Raw genomic sequence first — 19,860 nt, 5'->3', positions numbered from 1 at the left:
GGCCTGATCACCAGCCGAGACGCGTCCTTCCCCTCGTTTGCCCTCCGGGCCGAGGGGTTTTTTGTTGCCGCAGCACCCGCCCCAGAGTGACCCCACGTCAAGGACTGACATGACCGCCACGCACCTGAGCAGCGACCCACTCGCCGACCGGGCCACGCCCGCCGCGCCGACCCGCACCGGGGCCCAGGCCCTCGTCGCCACGCTCGAGCGGATCGGCGTGGAGACGATCTTCGGGCTGCCGGGTGGGGCGGTCCTGCCGCTCTACGACGCGCTCTACCACGCCGAGCACCTGCGCCACATCCTCGTGCGGCACGAGCAGGGCGCCGGTCACGCTGCCCAGGGCTACGCGGCGGCCACCGGCAAGGTCGGTGTCTGCATGGCGACCAGCGGCCCGGGTGCGACGAACCTGGTCACGCCGCTGGCGGACGCCAACATGGACTCGGTCCCGATGGTCGCGATCACCGGCAACGTGGCCAGCACCGCGATCGGCACCGACGCCTTCCAGGAGGCCGACATCCGCTCGATCTCGATGCCGGTGACCAAGCACTCCTTCTTCGTCACCCGCGCCGACGAGGTCGCCGCGACCATCGCCTCAGCCTTCCACCTGGCCAGCTCGGGACGCCCCGGCCCGGTCCTGGTCGACATCACCAAGGACGCGCTGGTCGGTGCTGCGGCCGAGGGCCTGGTCGAGCTGCCGCTGCCGGGCTACCACGTGCCGCCGGCCCCCGCGCCGGAGGCGGTCCGGGACGCCGTCGAGCTCATGCTGACCGCCCGCCGCCCGGTCCTCTACGTCGGCGGCGGCTGCATCCGCGCCAACGCCCACCACCAGGTCCGGGCGCTCGCCGAGCTGACCGGGATGCCGGTCGTCACCACGCTGATGGCCCGTGGTGCCTTTCCCGACAGCCACCCGCAGCACATGGGGATGCCGGGCATGCACGGCACCGTCTCGGCGGTCGCGGCCCTGCAGAAGTCCGACCTCATCATCAGCCTCGGCGCCCGCTTCGACGACCGGGTCACCGGTGCCAAGGACTCCTTCGCCCCCGGCGCCACGATCGTGCACGCCGACATCGACCCGGCCGAGATCGGCAAGAACTTCCCGACGGCGGTCGGGCTGCTCGGCGACGCCCGCACCACCATCGACCTGCTCATCACCGAGTGGACCGCCCGCACGGCCGCCGGTGCCCAGCCCGACCACCGGACGTGGATGGCCCGCTGCCAGGGGTGGAAGCTGGCCTACCCGCTCGGCTACGACTCCCCGACCGACGGTGCGCTCGCCCCGCAGTACGTCATCGAGCGGCTCGGAATGCTCGCCGGCCCCGACGCGATCTTCGCCTCCGGCGTCGGCCAGCACCAGATGTGGGCCAGCCAGTTCATCCGCTACGACGAGCCGCGCCGGTGGCTCAACTCGGGTGGCCTGGGCACCATGGGGTATGCCGTGCCCGCCGCGATGGGCGCGAAGGTCGGCATGCCCGACTCGACGGTCTGGGCCGTCGACGGCGACGGCTGCTTCCAGATGACCAACCAGGAGCTGGCCACCTGCGCCGTCGAGGGCATCCCGATCAAGGTGGCGATCATCAACAACGCCGCCCTGGGCATGGTCCGGCAGTGGCAGGCGCTGTTCTACTCCGAGCGGTTCAGCGCCTCCCAGCTCCCGTCGATGCAGATCCCCGACTTCGCCACCCTGGCCACCGCCTACGGCTGCGTCGGGCTGCGCTGCGACTCGGCCGCCGACGTCGACGCGACGATCGAGCAGGCGATGGCCGTGGACGACCAGCCGGTCGTCGTGGACTTCCGGGTCAGCAAGGACTCGATGGTGTGGCCGATGGTCCCGGCCGGGACGAGCAACGACGCCATCCAGCACGCCCGCGACCTCACGCCCGACTTCGGGGAGGACGAGTGACCCTCCTGCGCGACTACCCCCCACCCGGACCCGAGCTTCCCACCGCCCCCACCGCCTACCAGCCGAACCCCGCACCGAAAGGCACTCCCATGAGCACCGACTCCAGCCGTACCCGCCACGCACTGTCCGTCCTGGTCGAGAACAACCCTGGCGTCCTCGCCCGGGTCTCCGTCCTCTTCGCCCGGCGCAACTTCAACATCGACCACCTCGTCGTGGGCCCCACCGAGGACAGCAAGGTCTCCCGGATGACGATCGTCGTCAACGTCAGCTCCGAGCAGCTGCACCGGGTCACCAGCCAGCTCGACAAGCTCGTCGAGGTCATCCACATCGAGGAGCTGGACGACCCCGAGGCGATCCGCAGCTCGCTGTGGGCCATCAACGACCACGGTCCGCGACCGGTCGGCGCGATGGCCGCCGCCGCCTTCTGAGCGCACCCCCGCACCCTCTGCGCGGTCGACGCTGGGGCAGACTGCCCCAGAGCCGCACGCCGTTCCCGCACGCCGATCCAGCACCACCCGCCCCCACCTCCAGGAGAGTTTCCGCCGATGGCCACCATGTACTACGACGACGACGCCGACCTGTCCCTCATCCAGGGCCGCAAGGTCGCGGTCCTGGGCTACGGCAGCCAGGGTCACGCCCACGCCCTGTCCCTCCGGGACTCCGGGGTGGACGTGCGGGTCGGCCTCGCCGAGGGCTCGAAGAGCCGCGCCAAGGCGGAGGCCGAGGGCCTGCGGGTCCTGACGCCGGCCGAGGCCTGCGCCGAGGCCGACGTGATCATGGTGCTGGTGCCCGACCACGTGCAGCGCCACATCTACGCCGAGGCGATCGAGCCCAACCTGACCGCCGGCAAGGCGCTGTTCTTCAGCCACGGCTTCAACATCCGGTTCGGCTACATCCAGCCTCCGTCGGACGTGGACGTCTGCATGGTGGCGCCCAAGGGCCCGGGCCACCTGGTGCGCCGCGAGTACGCCAACGGGCGCGGGGTCCCCGTGCTCATCGCGGTCGAGCAGGACGCGACCGGCAACGCCAAGGCGCTGGCGCTGTCCTACGCCTCCGCGATCGGCGGCCTGCGCGCCGGCGGCATCGAGACCACCTTCACCGAGGAGACCGAGACCGACCTCTTCGGCGAGCAGGCGGTGCTCTGCGGCGGCGTGTCCGAGCTGGTGATGAAGGGCTTCGAGGTCCTCACCGAGGCCGGCTACCAGCCAGAGGTCGCCTACTTCGAGTGCCTGCACGAGCTCAAGCTCATCGTCGACCTCATGTACGAGGGCGGCATCGCCAAGCAGCGCTGGTCGGTGTCCGACACGGCCGAGTACGGCGACTACGTCTCCGGCCCGCGCGTCGTCGACGACCGGGTCAAGGAGAACATGAAGGGGGTCCTGGCGGACATCACGAACGGCGCCTTCGCCGACCGCTTCATCACCGACCAGGACGCCGGCGCCCCGGAGTTCAAGGCCCTCCGCGAGAAGGGTGCCCAGCACCCGATCGAGGCCGTCGGTCGCGAGCTGCGCGGCATGATGGCGTGGGTGCGGTCCGCCGACCAGGACAGCGACTACGTGGAGGGCTCGGCCTCCCGTGGCTGAGGTCGACGACCGGCCGCAGGTCGACCCGAAGCCCCGCTCCCGCGACGTCACCGACGGGCTGGAGAAGACCGCCGCCCGCGGCATGCTCCGCGCCGTCGGCATGGGGGACGACGACTGGGTCAAGCCCCAGGTGGGCGTCGCCAGCAGCTGGAACGAGATCACCCCGTGCAACCTCTCGCTCGACCGCCTCGCGAAGGCGGTGAAGGACGGGGTGCACTCCGCCGGGGGCTACCCGTTGGAGTTCGGCACGATCTCCGTCTCCGACGGCATCTCGATGGGCCACGAGGGCATGCACTACTCCCTCGTCTCCCGCGAGGTCATCGCCGACTCGGTCGAGACCGTGATGTCGGCGGAGCGGCTGGACGGCTCGGTGCTCCTCGCCGGCTGCGACAAGTCGCTGCCCGCGATGCTCATGGCCGCCGCGCGCCTGGACCTGGCCTCGGTGTTCGTCTACGCCGGTTCGATCCTGCCCGGCCTGGCCCGCCTCTCCGACGGCTCGGAGAAGGAGGTCACGATCATCGACGCCTTCGAGGCGGTCGGTGCGTGCGCCGCAGGGCTGATGTCGCGCGAGGACGTGGACGCGATCGAGCGGGCGATCTGCCCGGGCGAGGGGGCCTGCGGCGGGTTCTACACCGCCAACACGATGGCCGCTGCCGCGGAGGCGCTGGGTATGTCGTTGCCCGGGTCCGCGGCGCCGCCCGCCACGGACCGGCGCCGGGACGGGTTCGCGCGCAGGTCGGGCGAGGCCGTGGTGAACATGCTGCGGACCGGGATCACCGCCCGGCAGATCCTCACCAAGGAGGCCTTCGAGAACGCTATCGCGGTGACGATGGCCTTCGGCGGGTCGACCAACGCGGTGCTGCACCTGCTCGCCATCGCCCACGAGGCCGAGGTCGACCTGACGCTGGACGACTTCCGCCGGATCGGTGCGAAGGTGCCGCACCTGGCGGACGTCAAGCCGTTCGGCCGGCACGTGATGGTCGACATCGACCGGATCGGTGGCATCCCGGTCGTCATGCAGGCGCTGCTCGACGCGGGGCTGCTGCACGGCGACGTCCTGACCGTCACGGGCAAGACCGTGGCCCAGAACCTCGCCGAGCTCAAGGCCCCGCCGCTCGACGGGACGGTCCTGCGGGCGATGGACAACCCGATCCACGCCACCGGTGGCCTGACGATCCTCGAGGGGACGCTGGCTCCTGGCGGCGCCGTGGTGAAATCCGCGGGCTTCGACTCCGACGTCTTCCGCGGCACCGCCCGCGTCTTCGACGGGGAACGGGCGGCGATGGACGCGCTGGAGGACGGCACGGTCGTCGCCGGCGACGTGGTGGTCATCCGCTACGAGGGCCCCAAGGGTGGCCCGGGGATGCGCGAGATGCTCGCGATCACCGGGGCGATCAAGGGAGCCGGCCTCGGCAAGGACGTGCTGCTCATCACCGACGGCCGGTTCTCCGGAGGCACCACCGGCCTGTGCGTGGGCCACATCGCGCCCGAGGCCACCGACGGCGGCCCGATCGCGCTCGTGCAGGACGGCGACCCGATCGTGCTCGACGTGGCCACCGGCCGTCTCGACCTGGAGGTGGACGCCGCCGAGCTGGAGCGCCGACGTGCCGCCTGGACCGCACCCGAGCCGCCCGAGCGGGCCCGTCGCGGCGTGCTCAGCAAGTACGTCCGGCTCGTCGGCTCGGCCTCCGAGGGGGCCGTCACCCACTGAGCACCACCACCGGACGCGTCCGGTCGGGATGGGAGACTGTCCGGCATGCCGCAGCGACCCCTGGACCAGATCCTCGCAGCCCCCGCCGAGCAGTCCTGGGCGATCCTGTGGCGGGGCGAGCAAGGGCAGGCCGAGGTGATCCTCGGCGAGGTCGAGGACCTGCCGCTGCTCGCGGACATCCCGCGGCCGACCGCAGAGGCCCCCGTGCTCGCGATCGTCCCGTTCCGCCAGATCCGGGAACGCGGTCTCGACGCCCACGACGACGGTGCCCCGCTGCGCGTGCTGCGCCCGCGGGGCGCGACGTCATACCAGCGCCTCGACGTCGCGGACCTGGTCGCCGCCCTGCCCACGGCCCCCGTGGAGGTGGGCGGCGAGCGGTTCAGCGTGAGCGACGACGACTACGCCGCCACGGTGCAGCGGGTCATCGAGGACGAGATCGGCGAGGGGGAGGGCGCCAACTTCGTCATCCGCCGGGACGTGGTCGCGCACACCGACGCCGACCCCGCCACCGCGGCGCTGACCTGGCTGCGCACGCTGCTCGTCGACGAGCGGAACGCCTACTGGACCTTCGCGGTGCACACCCCCGGTCACACCCTGGTCGGCGCCACCCCGGAGCGGCACGTGAGCGTGCGCGACGGGCGCGTGTGGATGAACCCGATCTCCGGCACCTTCCGGCACCCGCAGGAGGAGGCGGACGTCGAGCCGCAGTTCCGCAGCTTCGTCAAGGACGCCAAGGAGACCGAGGAGCTCTTCATGGTCGTCGACGAGGAGATGAAGATGATGGCCCAGATCTGCTCCCACGGTGGACGGATCGCCGGGCCCTACCTCAAGCAGATGGCGCACCTGACGCACACGGAGTACCTCCTCGACGGCGCCAGCGAGGCAGACGTGCGAGATGTGCTGCGCGCCACCATGTTTGCTCCCACCGTGACCGGTTCGCCCATGGAGAACGCGTGCACGGTCATCAAGCGGCACGAGCCCGCGGGCCGGGGCTACTACTCCGGCGTCCTGGCGCTCGTGGACCTCGACGAGGAGGGTGGGGAGCGCCTGGACGCGCCGATCCTCATCCGCACCGCCCACGTCGACGACGCCGGCACGATCACGGTGAGCGCCGGCGCCACCCTGGTCCGCCACTCCGACCCGCGCTCCGAGGTGGCCGAGACGAGCGCCAAGGCGCGCGGGGTGCTCGCCGCGCTGGGGCTGCGACCGCGGCGGGACCTCGGGTATGCCGTGCACCTCGGCTCGCTCCCCGGCGTGGCGAAAGACCTCGCCTCGCGCAACGAGGCGCTCTCACCCTTCTGGCTGTCTCCGCAGGAGGCGCGCCCGGACCCCGACCTGGCCGGCCGCCGGGTGCTCGTCGTCGACGTCGAGGACACCTGGACTCAGATGCTGGCGCACATGGTGCGGCACGTCGGGATGGGGGCTCAGGTGCGCCGGTGGGAGCAGGTGCAGGTGGACGACGTCATCGACCCGGTCTGGGACCTCGTGCTCTTCGGCCCCGGCCCCGGGGACCCCGGCGACCTGTCGGACGAGCGGATCGTGCGGCTGCGCGACCTCATCTCCGCCCGCCTGGACGCCGACCTTCCGGTGCTCGCGGTCTGCCTCTCGCACCAGGTGCTCGCGTCCCTGGCCGGGCTCGAGATCGCCAAGCTGTCCAGGCCGAACCAGGGTGTGCAGCTGCCCGTCGACCTGTGGGGGGAGGTGCGGCGGATCGGCTTCTACAACACCTTCGTCGCCCGCCCACCGGAGCAGCCACCGGTGCTCCTCGGCCGCGAGCTCGAGGTGGCGGTGCACGCGGACGGTCAGGGTGTGGTCGCGCTGCGCGGCCGCGGTGTCGCCACCATCCAGGGTCACGCCGAGTCGGTGCTCTCGCGGGACGGTCTCGTCACCCTGCACGAACTGCTGCGGCACGCGGCGGGGGCGGGTTCCGGAGGAGGATAGGGCCATGCGCACCGTCGGCGTGGAGGAGGAGCTGCTCCTGGTCGACGCGCGCACCGGTGTCCCGGCACCCGTCGCCGAGCAGGTGCTCGCGGCCGACGCCGACGCCGACGACCGGATCGTCGCGGAGTTCCTCGCCGAGATGATCGAGATGCGGACCCGTCCGCACACCGACGCCGGCGACCTGGCGGCCGAGCTGTGCGCACTCAGGGCGGAGATCGGCGTGCGCGCGGGCGCGCTCGGGACCGCGGCCGCCGCGTTGAGCACGTCACCGCTGCCGGCCACCGGGACGGTCATGCCGGTGGCGAGGTTCGCGCGGATCGCTGCGGAGTTCGGCGTCCTTGCCCGCGAGCACCTCACCTGCGGCCGCCACGTGCACGTCGAGGTCGCCGACGAGGACGAGGGCGCCGCTGTGCTCGACCGGACCCGGATCTGGCTGCCGACCCTGCTGGCGCTGACGGCCGGGTCCCCCTTCCGAGGTGGCGAGGACACCGGCTACGCGAGCTTCCGCTGGCACCTGATGGCCCGCTGGCCGATCTCCGGACCACCCGTGGTCGTGGGGTCGGGCGAGGGCTACCGGCGGTGGGTCGACGACCTGCTGGGCACGGGTGTCGTCCTCGACGAGGGCATGGTCTACCTCGACGCCCGGCTGTCGAGCCACCTGCCGACCGTCGAGGTGAGGGTCGCCGACGTCTGCCCCGACGTGCGGGTCCCGGTGCTGCTCGCGCTCCTGGTCAGGGCGCTGGTCGAGACAGCGGCGGGGCAGTGGCACCAGGACCGTCGCGTACGAGGGGGCAGGGCGGGCGTCGCGGCGGCCCCGGACACCACGCACCTGCGGCTGGCGACCTGGCGTGCGTCCCGCCACGGGCTCACCGGCGAGCTCGTCGACCCTGCCACCGGCAGTCCGGCCCCGGCGTCGCGGGTGGTCGCCGACCTGGTCGACCACGTGCGCCCGGCGCTCGTCGACTCCGGCGACGTGGCCCTCGTGGAGGATGCGGTCCGTCGGCTGCTGGGCGGCGAGGCGCAGCGGCAGCGCGAGGTCTACCGCCGCAGCGCACGCCTGTCCGAGGTCGTGTCCGACGCGGTGCGGCGCACGCTGGTCGTGCCGGTCTAGACGTCGCTCGGCAGGTCGCGCGGGACGCCGCCGGGGACGGCCCGGCACGCGCCCTCGACCCAGGCGAGGACGGTCGTCCCGACCTGGGGCGGGTGCGCCCCGGTGCGCGCGCGGGCACTGCGGCCGTCGGGCAGCTCCAGACCGACCAGCGCGTCGTGGCCGTGGAAGTCCACGGTGCGGACCGTCGTGGTGACGGCGCCGGCCGGGGCCGCGTGGGGGGAGACGGCACCGGCAGCGGCCAGCCGGACCTGCTCGGGCCGGATCACCAGGTGCGAGCCGGTCGGCCCGCTCTCGAGCACCTGCACCGGCCCGAGGTGGGTGTCGAGCCGGCCGACGTGCCCGGCCGGCACCTCGATGAGGTCGGCCTCGCCGACGAAGGTCGCGACCCAGGCGTCCACGGGCGTCGTGTAGACCTCCTCCGGCGTCCCCACCTGCCGGATCTCGCCCGCGCACATGACGGCCACCCGGTCGGCCATCGACAGGGCCTCGCCCTGGTCGTGGGTGACGAGGATCGCGGTCGCGCCCACCTCGCGCAGGGCGCTGCGGACGTCGGCGCGCAGCTCGGTCCGCAGCGACGCGTCGAGGGCGCTGAAAGGTTCGTCGAGCAGCACCAGCGGGGGGCTCGGGGCGAGGGCGCGGGCCAGGGCCACCCGCTGCTGCTGGCCCCCGGACAGCTCGTGCGGCATCCGTGCGCCCAGACCGGCCAGGCCGACCAGCTCGAGGCACTCGTCGACCCGTCGGGCGCGCTGGCCCCCGCTGCGGCCGGTGCGCCCCGCACCTCGCCCGCCGGTCAGCCCGAAGCCCACGTTGTCGGCCACCGACAGGTGCGGGAAGAGGGCGCCCTCCTGGGGCACGACCGCCACGTGCCGTCGGTGCGGGGGCAGGTGGATCCCGGGCAGGGCCACGGCGCGCCCCCCGAGCGCGATGCGGCCGGCGTCGATCCGCTCGAAGCCGGCCATGCAGCGCAGCAGCGTCGTCTTGCCACACCCGGAGGGGCCCAGGACCGCGACGAACTCGCCGGCGTCCATCGACAGGCTGACCCCGTCGAGCGCGGCGATCTGCCCGAACCGCTTCGAGACGCCGACGACCTCGACGGCGTGCTGCGCGCTGCTGCCGGGCATGTGGGCGGGGTCGCTCTCGGTGCGGAAGAAGGTGGTCAGGCTCATGCTTTCACGCCCTCCAAGAGCTCGACGGCCGTGGTCTCCTCGACCAGCTCGACGGGGGTGAGCGGCTCGCGGTCGCCGGCAGCGGGCAGGATGCCGCTGCGGCGGGTGATCAACCAGGTCGGGACCGCGGCCAGCGCGACGAGGACGAGGGCGTAGGGGGCGGCCTCGGCATACCTCCCGATCGCGGTGGCGCTCCACAGCCGGGTGGCCAGCGTGTCCATCCCCGTCGGTCGCAGCAGGAGCGTGGCGGGCAGCTCCTTCATCGCGGTGAGGAAGACGAGCGCGGCGCCCGCGCCGATGCCCGGCAGGGTCAGCGGCAGGGTCACCCGACGGAACACCGCGGCGGGGGAGGTGCCGAGCGAGGCGGCGGCCTCCTCCAGCGACGGCGGCGCCTGCGAGGCGGCGGAGGCGACGGCACCGACGCCCAGCGGCAGGAAGAGGGTGGCGTAGGCGAGCGCGAGCAGCCAGGTCGTCTGGTAGAGCGGCAGCGCCACCGTCACCCCGAAGAAGACGAGCGAGAGGCCGACGACGACGCCGGGCAGGCCGTGCGCCAGGTAGGCGGTCCGCTCCAGGGCCCGGCTCAGCCGCCCCGGGTGCCGGGCCACGAGGATGCCGACCGGGAGGGCGAGCGCCATCGTCAGCAGGGCTCCGAGCAGCGACGCGGTCAGCGACCCGACGGCGGCGTCCCAGAGGCGACCGGTCGCGTCCGACCCGGACGTGCCGCTCGCCATCCACCGCGCCAAGGAGACGGCCGGCACCCCCAGGGCGGCCACGACGACCGTGACGAGCCCCGCCAGCCCGGCCCAGCGCCATACCCCCAGGTCCGCGGCGCGGGCGGGGCGCGTGACGTGCTTGCCCGAGAACCGGGCGCCGGCGCGGCGGGTGCGGCCCTCGAGCAGCAGGATGACCACGGTGATGAGCACGAGGAGGCTGGCCAGGGTCAGGGCCCCCTGCCGGTTGAACCCGGCGCTGAACGCGGTGAACACCGCGCGCGTGAAGGTGTCGACGCGCAGGATCGAGACGGCGCCGAAGTCGGCGAGCACGTAGAGGACGGCGAGCAGCCCGCCCCCCACGATCGCGGGCCGCACCTGCGGGAGCGTCACGGTCAGGAGGGTATGGGGTGCGCTGCGCCCGAGGGAGCGCGCCACCTCCTCCTGGGCCGGGTCGACCCGCACGAGAGCGGCGGCGACGGGCAGGTAGACGTAGGGGTAGGTGTAGAGGGTGAGGACCACCGCGGCGGCCCAGAAACCCTCGAAGCGGGTGCCCGGGTCGGCGGCCCACAGGTCGGACACCGAGACCCAGGTGAAGGCGGCGACGTAGCTGGGGACGGTGAGCGGCAGGGCCAGGAGGACGGCGAACGCCCGCCGCCCGGGGGTGTTGCTCCGGGTGACGAGCCACGCGCTGCCGACCCCGATGGCCAGGCACGCAGCGGTGACGACGGCCGCGAGCAGCAGCGAGGTCGTCGCCAAGGTGGCGGTGCGCTCGGTGGCGACCGTGTCGAGCCACGCCCGCAGGCCCCCCTGCCCGGTCCGCAGGACCAGGTAGGCCAGGGGGATGAGCGCGACCGCCGTGGCCACGAGGGCCCCGGCGGTGAGCGCGGCGTGCGGGCGGCGGGTGCTCAGAGCAGACCAGCCTCGGTGATCATCTCGATGGTGCGCTGGAGGTCGTCGAGGTCGTTGAGGTCGATCTCGGGGGTCTCCAGGCTGTCGAGCGCGGGGAGCCCGGCGGGCGGCTCGACGCCGTCGACGACCGGGTACTCGTGGGTCTCCTCGACGAAGTAGGTCTGGCCGGCCTCGCTGAGGAGGTAGTCGACCAGAGCCTGGCCGTCGGCGTCGGACTGCTCGTCGACCAGCGCGATGCCGGAGATGTTGACCAGCGCACCGGCGTCGCCCTCGCCGAAGAAGTGGAGGGCTGCGGTGAGCTCCTCGGCCTCGACGCCCTGCTCCTGGGCCAGCTCGTAGAGGTAGTAGTGGTTGACCAGGCCCGCGTCGATGGCGCCGGCGTCCACGTCCGCGACGATCATGCCGTTCTTCTCGCGGATCTGGGGGTCGTTGGCGGCGAGGTCGGCCAGCCACGAGGCGGCGGCGGCGTCCCCCTCGAGCACGCGCATCGCGGTGACGAAGGACTGGAACGAGGCGTTCGTCGGGGCGACCCCGACGCGGCCCGACCACTCCGGCCCGGTGAGCTCGGCGACGGTGTCGGGCAGCTCGTCCTCGCTGACCAGGTCCTTGTTGTAGACGAGCACGCGGGAGCGACCGGTCAGCCCGACCCAGTCGCCCTGGGCCGACTCGTAGGTGTCCGGGACCAGGTCGAGGGTCGGCTGCGGCAGCGCGACGAGACGGCCCTCCTTGGCGACCGCACCGAGGGCCCCGGCGTCCTGGGCGAGGAAGACCTCGGCCGGGGAGCTGTCGCCCTCCTCGAGGATCTGGGCGGCCATCGCGGCCGTGTCGCCGTAGCGGACCTCGACCTCGATGCCGCTCTCGGCGCTGAACGCGTCGAGGACCGGCTGGATGAGCTCCTCGTTGCGGCCGGAGTAGAGGGTGAGGGTGCCGTCACCCTCCGTGGGCTCGGCGGTCTCGGTCGGCTCTGCGGTGCCGCACGCGGACAGGCCCAGAGCCAGGGCGGCGACGGTGGTGAGCCCGAGGAGGCGAGCGGTCGACTTCATGGGGATGAGCTTCCTTGCGACGAGGGGGTGAAGTAAGGCTTGGCTAACTTCACCACAGACAGCCCCGTGAGTGCAAAATCGGCTACCCGTCCTGCTAGGCGCGCCCCGGTGCCAGGAACTCGACCTCCGCGGCGCGGTCCCACACGCCATACCCGGGTCCGAGGCTGAGCAGGACCATGGAGGCGAGCGCCGTGACCGGGCCGATCGCCTACCTGCTCACCGGCGGCTCACGGCAGCTCGGAGCCCAGCGCGCGCAGCGGCTCGGCGAGGTCCTCGGCGAAGTGGTCGAGGAACCTGCGCTGGTCGTGGCCGGGGGCGTGCAGGACGAGGTGGTCGAAGCCGGCTGCGACGTAGGGCCGGACCTGCTCGACGACCTCCGAGGGGTCGCTCCCGACGATCCAGCGGCGGGCGACCTGCTCGATGGGAAGGGTGTCGGCGGCCCGCTCCATCTCCTGGGGGTCGCTGATGCTGTGCTTCTGCTCCGCGGTGAGGGACAGCGGCGCCCAGAACCGGCAGTTGTCCAGGGCGGTCCCGTGGTCGCGGTCGTAGGAGAGCTTGATCTCGATCATCTTCTCGATGGGCCGGTCCGGGGTGGAGGAGAGCGAGCGGCCCTCCGCGACGGCGGGCAGCAGCTGCTCGGTGTAGAGCTCCATGCCCTTGCCGCTGGTGCAGATGAAGCCGTCGCCGGCGCGGCCGGCGTACTTGGCCATCGTGGGGCCGCCGGCGGCGACGAAGACGGGCACGCCGCGGTCGGGGACGTCGTAGAGGGTGGCGTCGGAGGTCCGGTAGTAGTCGCCGTCGAAGGTCGTGGGCTCCCCGCCCCACAGGGCCCGCATCAGCCGCACCGACTCCCGCAGCCGGGCGAAGCGCTCCTTGAAGTCGGGCCAGTCGCCCTGCAGGCCGCCGGTGGCGAACTCGTTGAGGGCCTCCCCGGAGCCGACGCCGAGGACGACCCGGCCCGGGTAGAGGCAGCCCATCGTGGCGAAGGCCTGCGCGACGACGGCCGGGTTGTAGCGGAAGGTCGGCGTGAGCACCGAGGTGCCGAGCACGATCGAGCTGGTGCGCTCGCCGACGGCGGTCATCCAGGCGATCGCGAACGGCGCGTGGCCACCCTCGTGCCGCCACGGCTGGAAGTGGTCGCTGACGAAGGCGCTCTCCATCCCCGCCGCCTCCGCGGCGACGCCGAGCTCGACCAGCTCGCGCGGGGCGAACTGCTCGGCCGAGGCCTTGTAACCGATCCTGAGCGGCATGTCTCTCCTCCTGGTGGGGCGCGCGGACCGGTCAGCGGAAGGCCTGCTGGCCGGTGAGCGCGTGGCCGATGGTCAGGGCGTGCATCTCGCTCGTGCCCTCGTAGGTGAGGACGGACTCGAGGTTGTTGGCGTGGCGCATGACGGGGTAGTCCAGCGTGATCCCGTTGGCGCCCAGGATGGTGCGGGTGGTCCGGGCGATCTCCAGGGCCTCGCGCACGTTGTTGAGCTTGCCCAGGCTGACCTGGGCGGGTGCCAGGCCGTGCTGGTCCTTGAGGCGGCCCAGGTGCAGCGCGAGCAGGAGGGCCTTGCCGTACTCCACCGTCATGTCCGCGAGCTTGGCCTGGGTCAGCTGGAACCCGGCGATCGGCCGGTCGAACTGCACGCGGCTGCCGGCGTAGTCGATCGCGGTGAGGAGGCAGTCGCGGGCGGCGCCGACCGCGCCGAAGACGATGCCGAACCGGGCCTCGTCGAGGCAGCCCAGCGGCCCGGACAGGCCCTTGGCGCCGGGCAGCTCGGCGTCGGCGGGCAGCCGGACGTCCTGCAGCACGAGCTCGCTGGTCACGGAGGCCCGCAGGGACATCTTGTGGTGGATGGTGCTCGCGCCGAAGCCGGGGGTGTCGGTGGGGACGACGAACCCGCGGACCCCCTCGTCGGTGCCCGCCCAGACGACCGCGACGTCGGCGAGCGACCCGTTGGTGATCCACGTCTTGGTGCCGTCGAGCACCCAGTCGGCGGCGTCGCGGCGGGCGCGGGTCCGCATACCCGCGGGGTTGGACCCGAAGTCGGGCTCGGTCAGGCCGAAGCAGCCGATCGCCTCGCCGGTCGCCATCCGCGGCAACCACTGCGTCTTGTGCTCCTCGCTGCCGTAGGCGTGGATCGCGTACATCGCCAGGGAGCCCTGGACGCTGACGAGGGAGCGGATGCCGGAGTCGCCGGCCTCCAGCTCCAGGCAGGCGAGCCCGTATGCCGTGGCGCTGGTCCCCGCGCAGCCGTACCCCTCCAGGTGCATGCCGAGGAGACCGGCGGAGCCGAGGGTGCGGGCCAGCTCGCGGACGGGCAGGTCACCGGCCTCGTACCAGCCGGCGACGTGCGGCCTGACGTGCTCGGCGACGACCTGGCGGACCGTGTCCCGGATCGCCCGCTCCTCCTCGTCGAGGAGGGAGTCCAGCTCCAGGAGGTCGTCGGGGGGCACGGGCGGCTGGAGGCGGCGGGTCGGCGTCACACGGCTGAAGATACCCCCCGGACACGCGAAAGCCGCGGGGGTCTCAGGGGCAGCCCCGCGGCTGTCGCTGTGGCCAGGGGCGGGGTCGAACCGCCGACCTTCCGATTTTCAGTCGGACGCTCGTACCAACTGAGCTACCTGGCCGTGAGTACTGCTGTGGCGTGGCCCCAGTCGTCTCCGACTGCGACCACGCCGCCTACTGCGACCCCGACGGGACTCGAACCCGCGACCTCCGCCGTGACAGGGCGGCGCGCTAACCAACTGCGCTACGGGGCCTCGTTCAGGACGAGACCTGTGCATCCCCAACGGGATTCGAACCCGTGTTACCGCCGTGAAAGGGCGGGGTCCTAGGCCACTAGACGATGGGGACCTTGTCCTGCAGGCCCCTCTCCGCCAAGCGGGTACTTGGAACCGTTGAGGACAGTGAGTGAGCATACGCGACCGGGCGGACGGACACAAAACGCGTCGTCAGCCGCCGGGGGCGGCCCACTCCAGCAGGTCCTCCAGCGGCCAGGTGTTGACGATCAGCCCCGGTGGGACGCCGACCTTCTCCGCCCGGGCGCACCCGTAGGCGAGGAAGTCCAGCTGGCCCGGGGCGTGCGCGTCGGTGCTCAGGGCGAAGAGGCAGCCGAGCTCCAGCGCCAGGGCCATGAGGTCCTCCGGCGGGTCCTGACGCTCCGGCCGTGAGTTGATCTCGACCGCCGTCCCGCTCTCGGCGCAGGCCTCGAACACCGCGCGGGCGTCGAACGTGGACTGCGCTCGCGTCCTGCCGCCGCCGCGCCTCCCGGACCGGTCCCCGGCCCGGTCCCCGGCGCGGGGCATCACCATCCGTCCCGTGCAGTGGCCGAGGACGTTGGTGAGCGGGTCGCCCACGGCGGTCAGCATCCGGCGAGTCATCGCGGTCGAGCCCATCGCGAGCTTGGAGTGCACGGAGGCGACGCGGACGTCCAGCTCGCCGAGGAGCCCCGGCTCCTGGTCGAGCGTCCCGTCGTCGAGGATGTCGACCTCGATCGCCTTGAGCAGGGTGAACGCGTCGCCCGTGTGGGTGTTGATCGCGTCCACGACGCCGAGCTGGCGCCGCAGTCGCTCCGCGGTGAGCCCGTTGGCGACCGTGAGGCGGGGGGAGTGGTCGGTGAGCGCCAGGTACTCGTGACCCAGCTCCATCGCCGTGGCCACCATCTCCTCGATCGGCGACCCGCCGTCGGACCAGTCGGAGTGGCTGTGCAGGTCGCCCCGCAGCGCGGCACGGAGCTCCTCCCCGCCCTCGGCGAGCGGTCCGGCCGACTCGGTCTCGAGCTCGGCCAGCTTGTCCGGCACCTGCCCCGCCACGGCCTGCTCGATGACGGTGGAGGTCGACGGCCCGATCCCCGGGATGTCGCGCAGTGTCCGGTCTGTGACGCGCCGTCGGACCTCGTCCTCGCCCAGCGGCAGGATGGCCTTCGCGGCGGAGCGGTAGGCCTCGACGCGGTAGGTGGACGCCCGGCTGCGCTCGAGCAGGAAGGCGATCCGGCGCAGGGCGTCGACGGGTTCGATGCTCATGGACCCGACGGTATGCCGTCCGGCGCGCGCACGGCATACCCTCGGCTCCGTGAGCCCCACCGTCCGCAGCGCGACCTTGCGCGAGCTCGACCCCGTCACGCTGCACGACCTGCTCCGGCTGCGCGTCGACGTGTTCGTCGTGGAGCAGGCGTGCGCCTACCCGGAGATCGACGGGCGCGACGCCGAGCCGACGACCCAGCACCTGTGGGTCGAGGTGGACGGAGCGCCGGTAGCCACGCTGAGGGTGCTGCGGGACGAGAGTGCGTCCCCTGGCGCCTGGCGGATCGGGCGCGTGGCCACGCACGCCGACCACCGCGGCCGCGGGTATGCGGCCGCCCTGGTCGCCGAGTCCCTGCGCCGGATCGGCGACGCGCGCGTGGAGATCGAGGCGCAGACCTACCTCGAGGAGTGGTACCGCCGCTTCGGGTTCGTGCGTACCGGCCCGGACTTCCTCGAGGACGGCATCCCGCACCTGCCGATGCGTCGGGAGTGAGGGAGGGAGCAGGGGCGGGAGCTGTAGGTGCTCCGCGGAACACCAGGTCGTCGCAGGTCAGCGACCTGGAGGCGGGTGCCGGGGGGTCTGTCGGTGGTCGGGCCTAGCGTCTGGTGAAGAGCTCGGGAGGGGCCCGGGTGGCAGGGGAGGGGACCCACATGGATGACCAGCAGCAGGACCAGCAGGACGACAAGCACGACGACCAGTGGCAGGAGACGACGGCGGGTGCGGCGCCTCGCGACAAACCCACCGCGGACGAGGTGGAGGCGCTGGGCGAGGAGGTCGCCCTGCTGGCGGGACAGATCGCGGCGGCGACGGCTCGGTTCCTGGTCCTGCTGGGGGAGTTCGACGCGGTCGGGGGCTGGGGCGGGGTGGGGATCCGGTCCCTGCCCCACTGGCTGTCCTGGCGCGCCGGGATGAGCCTGCGCACGGCCAGGGAGCACGTCCGGGTCGCATGCTCCCTGCGCCAGCTGCCCCGGACGGCCGACGCCTTCGGCAGGGGCGAGCTGTCGTTCTCCAAGGTCAGGGCGATCACGCGGGTCGCGACACCGGACAACGAGCGCGATCTCGTCACGATGGCCATGAACTCCCCGGCTGCACACGTCGAGCGGTTCACGGCCGGCCTGCGCAAGGCCAGGGAGCAGTCGCCGGACCACGAGGACGAGTCGGACAAGAACTTTCCACCGCCCCCGCCTAAGCCACCGCTCCCGCCGCCCCAGTCCCTGCAGTGGCGCTGGGACGAGGACTCGGGCGAGCTCGTCGTCTGGGGCCGCTTCGGTGCCGCCGACGGTCAGCAGCTGCTGGCGGCGCTGACCAGGGCGGAGCTGGAGCGGGTCCGCACGACGATCCACGACAGGGCGGTCGAGGACACCGGCAACGACGAGAACCCAGGAACGGGCACGGACGCAGGCACGGACAAGCACGCCCCGGACAACGCCTCGGCCGGGACGACGTCGGACGCCGTGGACCGGACGGCACCGCCGCCGCTCGATGCGGGTCCGGCGCTCGTCGCGCTCGCCCAGATCGGCCTGACCGTCCAGGACGCCCCCGCCTTCGCGCCGGCGGCCGAGGTGATCTACCTGCACCAGCGCCGGGCCGTAGGTGGCCCGGCGGCATCTGACCCCCAGGACGGTTCCGCGGAACACTCCTCGGTCGCCGACGGCCAGGACGAGGCCGTCGTCCGTGCCGACGACGGGCCGTCGCTCGACCCGGGGGCCGGCGAGGAGGTGCGCTGCGACAGCCACGGTAGGTGCGTGGTCGAGGACACGAAGGGGGCCGTACTGGCCTTCGGGCGGAAGCGCCGCTTGTTCTCCAGCACCCAGCTCAAGGCCCTGCGACTCCGGGATCGTGCCTGCCGGACCCCCGGGTGCGGACGCACCCGGTTCCTGCACGCGCACCACGTCGTCTACTGGTGGGACGGCGGCGGGACGGACCTCGACAACGCCGTGCTGCTGTGCAGCTCCTGCCACCGGTCGGTGCACCTGGGACGGCTCGTCATCACAGCGGTCGGAGGACAGCGGTTCGAGTTCGTCGACGCGGCCTCCGGGAGAGTGCTCAGCTGTGCGCCGCCGCAGTTCGGGCGGGCCGACCACATCCTGGCCAACCGGACGATCACGCCGCGCACGGTCACCGGCGGCTGGGAAGGGCAGCCGCTCGACCTGAGTCTCGCCACGTCGGAGTTCCTCGCCCAGTGGCGGTCGGCGCCGCCGCCCCTTAGTCCGGACCCCTTCGGCCCGGACGGTGCACCCACGCCACCGTGGGACTCGCTCGGCAGGGGAGAGTGGGCCTCGTGAGTGCTACTCCGCGGGCGTCCGCAGGGACGTGCGGAGGAAGTCCTCGCCGAGATACTCCATCGCCAGCCGCGCGAGCACCTGCTGCTCGGTGACGGTGCGCTCGGAGCGGTCGCGGCCGACGAAGCTCACCGCCCAGTGCATGAGCGTGGCCACCTGGGTCTTGAAGCCGATGATGTAGAAGATGTGCACCGCCAGCCAGGCGATCCACGCCGGCACCCCGGTCAGCTCGATCCGGCCGCGCTTCATCACCGCGCGGAAGCGGGAGATCGTGGCCATCGACCCCTTGTCGAAGTAACGGAACGCCTCCCCGGTCTCCTGGCCGCGCGCTGCGCGCAGGATCTGCTTCGCCGCGTGGCGACCCATCTGGATCGCTCCCTGCGCCACCCCGGGCACGCCGTCCATCGCGACGAGGTCACCGACGACGAAGACCTCGGGGTGGCCCGGCAGCGACATGTTCGGCATGGCACGGATGCGCCCGGCGCGGTCGAGCTCGGCACCCGTCTGCTCGGCGAGGGTCCGGGTGAGCGGGTTGGCCTGCACGCCCGCGGCCCACACCTTGGTGGTGGCCTCGATCCGCTGCCGGGTCCCGTCGCGCTCCTCGACGAGCAACCCGTTCGCGTCGACGTCCACGACCTTGGCTCCCAGGCGGACCTCGATGCCCAGCTTCTCCAGGTCCCGGGTGGTGCGACCGGACAGCCTGCCTCCGAAGCTGCCCAGCACCGAGTCCGCCGCGTCCAGCAGGACGATCCGCGCCTTGCTAGGGTCGATGTGGCGGAACTCCTTGGCCAGCGTCCGGTGGGACAGCTCCGCCAGCTGGCCTGCCATCTCGACGCCGGTCGGTCCGGCACCGATCACGACGAAGGTCAGCAGCCGGTCGATCCGCTCGGTCCGCCCTGCGGCCGCGGCCACCTCGGCCATCTCGAACGCGCCGTAGATCCGGCCCCGCAGCTCCAGTGCGTCGTCGATCGTCTTCATCCCGGGCGCGAACTCGGCGAAACTGTCGTTGCCGAACCACGACTGGTTGGCGCCTGCGGCGACGATCAGGCTGTCGTACTCGTACACCGACTCCTGCCCCACCGCCTGGGCCGTGACCCGCCGAGCGTCCAGGTCGATCGTGGTGACGTCCCCCAGCAGCACCCGGGCGTTGGACTGCCGGGCCAGCACGTCGCGGGTCGTCGGGGCGATGACGCCCTCGGACAGGATGCCCGTCGCGACCTGGTAGAGCAGCGGCTGGAAGAGGTGGTGGCTGGTCCGCGCGACCATCGTCACCTCGACCTCCGGTGCATCGAGCGCCTTGGTGGCGAACAGCCCGCCGAAGCCGGAGCCGACGACGAGCACGCGGTGGCGGGTCGGGGCGGTCGCACGGTCGGCGAGGGAGGTGTCGGGAAGGCCGGCGGGGGCGGGAAGGGCGGCGGAGGCCAGGTCGCTCATGGAGGGAGCAGCGCCCCCGTGGCGCGGAATCTTCCCGACGCCCACTCCTGACGGC

The 19,860-nt window shown here is 72.7% G+C and carries 15 protein-coding genes and 3 tRNA genes; 8 read left to right on the top strand and 10 right to left on the bottom strand.

The genetic code is table 11. The features are described 5' to 3' along the window. The first annotated feature begins 109 nt into the window (after positions 1-109). From ACI3ET_RS12205 to ACI3ET_RS12180, 6 genes are all read left to right on the top strand, one after another. Positions 110-1,900 (top strand): acetolactate synthase large subunit, encoded by a 1,791-nt coding sequence (locus ACI3ET_RS12205; RefSeq protein WP_405033324.1) that lies wholly within the window; start codon positions 110-112, stop codon positions 1,898-1,900. Between the two features lie 89 nt (positions 1,901-1,989). Further along, positions 1,990-2,328 carry an acetolactate synthase small subunit gene (ilvN, locus tag ACI3ET_RS12200; protein WP_405033323.1) on the top strand — a complete coding sequence of 113 codons (339 nt, stop codon included), beginning with the start codon at positions 1,990-1,992 and terminating at the stop codon, positions 2,326-2,328. Between the two features lie 117 nt (positions 2,329-2,445). After that, positions 2,446-3,483, top strand: a complete 1,038-nt coding sequence (gene ilvC / locus ACI3ET_RS12195; RefSeq protein ID WP_405033322.1) for a ketol-acid reductoisomerase — start codon at positions 2,446-2,448, stop codon at positions 3,481-3,483. After that, complete coding sequence (gene ilvD / locus ACI3ET_RS12190; RefSeq protein ID WP_405033321.1) at positions 3,476-5,194, top strand: dihydroxy-acid dehydratase; 1,719 nt, start codon at positions 3,476-3,478, stop codon at positions 5,192-5,194. The genes ilvC and ilvD overlap by 8 nt, the downstream gene beginning before the upstream one ends. A gap of 45 nt (positions 5,195-5,239) precedes the next feature. Further along, entirely contained in the window at positions 5,240-7,135 is a 1,896-nt protein-coding gene (locus ACI3ET_RS12185; protein WP_405033320.1) for a chorismate-binding protein, read from the top strand. 4 nt (positions 7,136-7,139) lie between these two features. Beyond that, positions 7,140-8,246, top strand: coding sequence for a carboxylate-amine ligase (locus tag ACI3ET_RS12180; RefSeq protein WP_405033319.1), 1,107 nt, complete (start codon positions 7,140-7,142; stop codon positions 8,244-8,246). Here ACI3ET_RS12180 and ACI3ET_RS12175 read toward each other — a convergent pair. The 9 genes from ACI3ET_RS12175 to ACI3ET_RS12135 form a co-directional block, all read right to left on the bottom strand. Continuing rightward, positions 8,243-9,412: an ABC transporter ATP-binding protein gene (locus ACI3ET_RS12175; protein WP_405033318.1), complete on the bottom strand. Its 1,170-nt coding sequence runs from the start codon at positions 9,410-9,412 to the stop codon at positions 8,243-8,245. The two genes, ACI3ET_RS12180 and ACI3ET_RS12175, sit on opposite strands and share 4 nt — an antisense overlap. Beyond that, the gene (locus ACI3ET_RS12170) at positions 9,409-10,989 is read right to left on the bottom strand and encodes an ABC transporter permease (RefSeq protein WP_405033317.1); all 1,581 of its coding nucleotides are present in this window, start codon (positions 10,987-10,989) and stop codon (positions 9,409-9,411) included. Before ACI3ET_RS12170 ends, ACI3ET_RS12175 begins: the two co-directional genes overlap by 4 nt. Positions 10,990-11,030: 41 nt before the next feature. Then, positions 11,031-12,077: an iron ABC transporter substrate-binding protein gene (locus ACI3ET_RS12165; protein ID WP_405033316.1), complete on the bottom strand. Its 1,047-nt coding sequence runs from the start codon at positions 12,075-12,077 to the stop codon at positions 11,031-11,033. A gap of 227 nt (positions 12,078-12,304) precedes the next feature. After that, positions 12,305-13,327 (bottom strand): glucose-6-phosphate dehydrogenase (coenzyme-F420), encoded by a 1,023-nt coding sequence (fgd, locus tag ACI3ET_RS12160; RefSeq protein ID WP_405033315.1) that lies wholly within the window; start codon positions 13,325-13,327, stop codon positions 12,305-12,307. Between the two features lie 31 nt (positions 13,328-13,358). Continuing rightward, positions 13,359-14,549 (bottom strand): acyl-CoA dehydrogenase family protein, encoded by a 1,191-nt coding sequence (locus tag ACI3ET_RS12155; protein ID WP_405033314.1) that lies wholly within the window; start codon positions 14,547-14,549, stop codon positions 13,359-13,361. A 70-nt stretch (positions 14,550-14,619) separates the two neighbouring features. Further along, positions 14,620-14,693 (bottom strand) — tRNA-Phe (locus ACI3ET_RS12150). A 58-nt stretch (positions 14,694-14,751) separates the two neighbouring features. Further along, positions 14,752-14,825, bottom strand: a tRNA-Asp gene (locus ACI3ET_RS12145). 21 nt (positions 14,826-14,846) lie between these two features. Next, a tRNA-Glu gene (locus ACI3ET_RS12140) sits at positions 14,847-14,919 on the bottom strand. A 98-nt stretch (positions 14,920-15,017) separates the two neighbouring features. Further along, positions 15,018-16,082: a PHP domain-containing protein gene (locus ACI3ET_RS12135; RefSeq protein WP_405033353.1), complete on the bottom strand. Its 1,065-nt coding sequence runs from the start codon at positions 16,080-16,082 to the stop codon at positions 15,018-15,020. Positions 16,083-16,137: 55 nt separating this feature from the next. On the opposite strand from ACI3ET_RS12135, the gene ACI3ET_RS12130 reads away from it, so the two are divergent. Further along, a complete protein-coding gene (locus ACI3ET_RS12130; protein WP_405033313.1) occupies positions 16,138-16,581 on the top strand; it encodes a GNAT family N-acetyltransferase in 444 nt (147 codons plus the stop codon). A 158-nt stretch (positions 16,582-16,739) separates the two neighbouring features. After that, entirely contained in the window at positions 16,740-18,374 is a 1,635-nt protein-coding gene (locus ACI3ET_RS12125) for an HNH endonuclease (protein WP_405033312.1), read from the top strand. Positions 18,375-18,377: 3 nt separating this feature from the next. Here ACI3ET_RS12125 and ACI3ET_RS12120 read toward each other — a convergent pair whose 3' ends face one another. After that, positions 18,378-19,805: an NAD(P)/FAD-dependent oxidoreductase gene (locus ACI3ET_RS12120; RefSeq protein WP_405033311.1), complete on the bottom strand. Its 1,428-nt coding sequence runs from the start codon at positions 19,803-19,805 to the stop codon at positions 18,378-18,380. Positions 19,806-19,860 lie beyond the last annotated feature (55 nt).

The sequence above is a fragment of the Ornithinimicrobium jinqii genome (genome assembly GCF_045032595.1).
In the GTDB taxonomy this organism is placed as follows: domain Bacteria; phylum Actinomycetota; class Actinomycetes; order Actinomycetales; family Dermatophilaceae; genus Ornithinicoccus.
The sequence above is the reverse complement of the archived record's forward strand: the minus strand, read 5'-3'. Positions and strand labels throughout refer to the sequence as shown.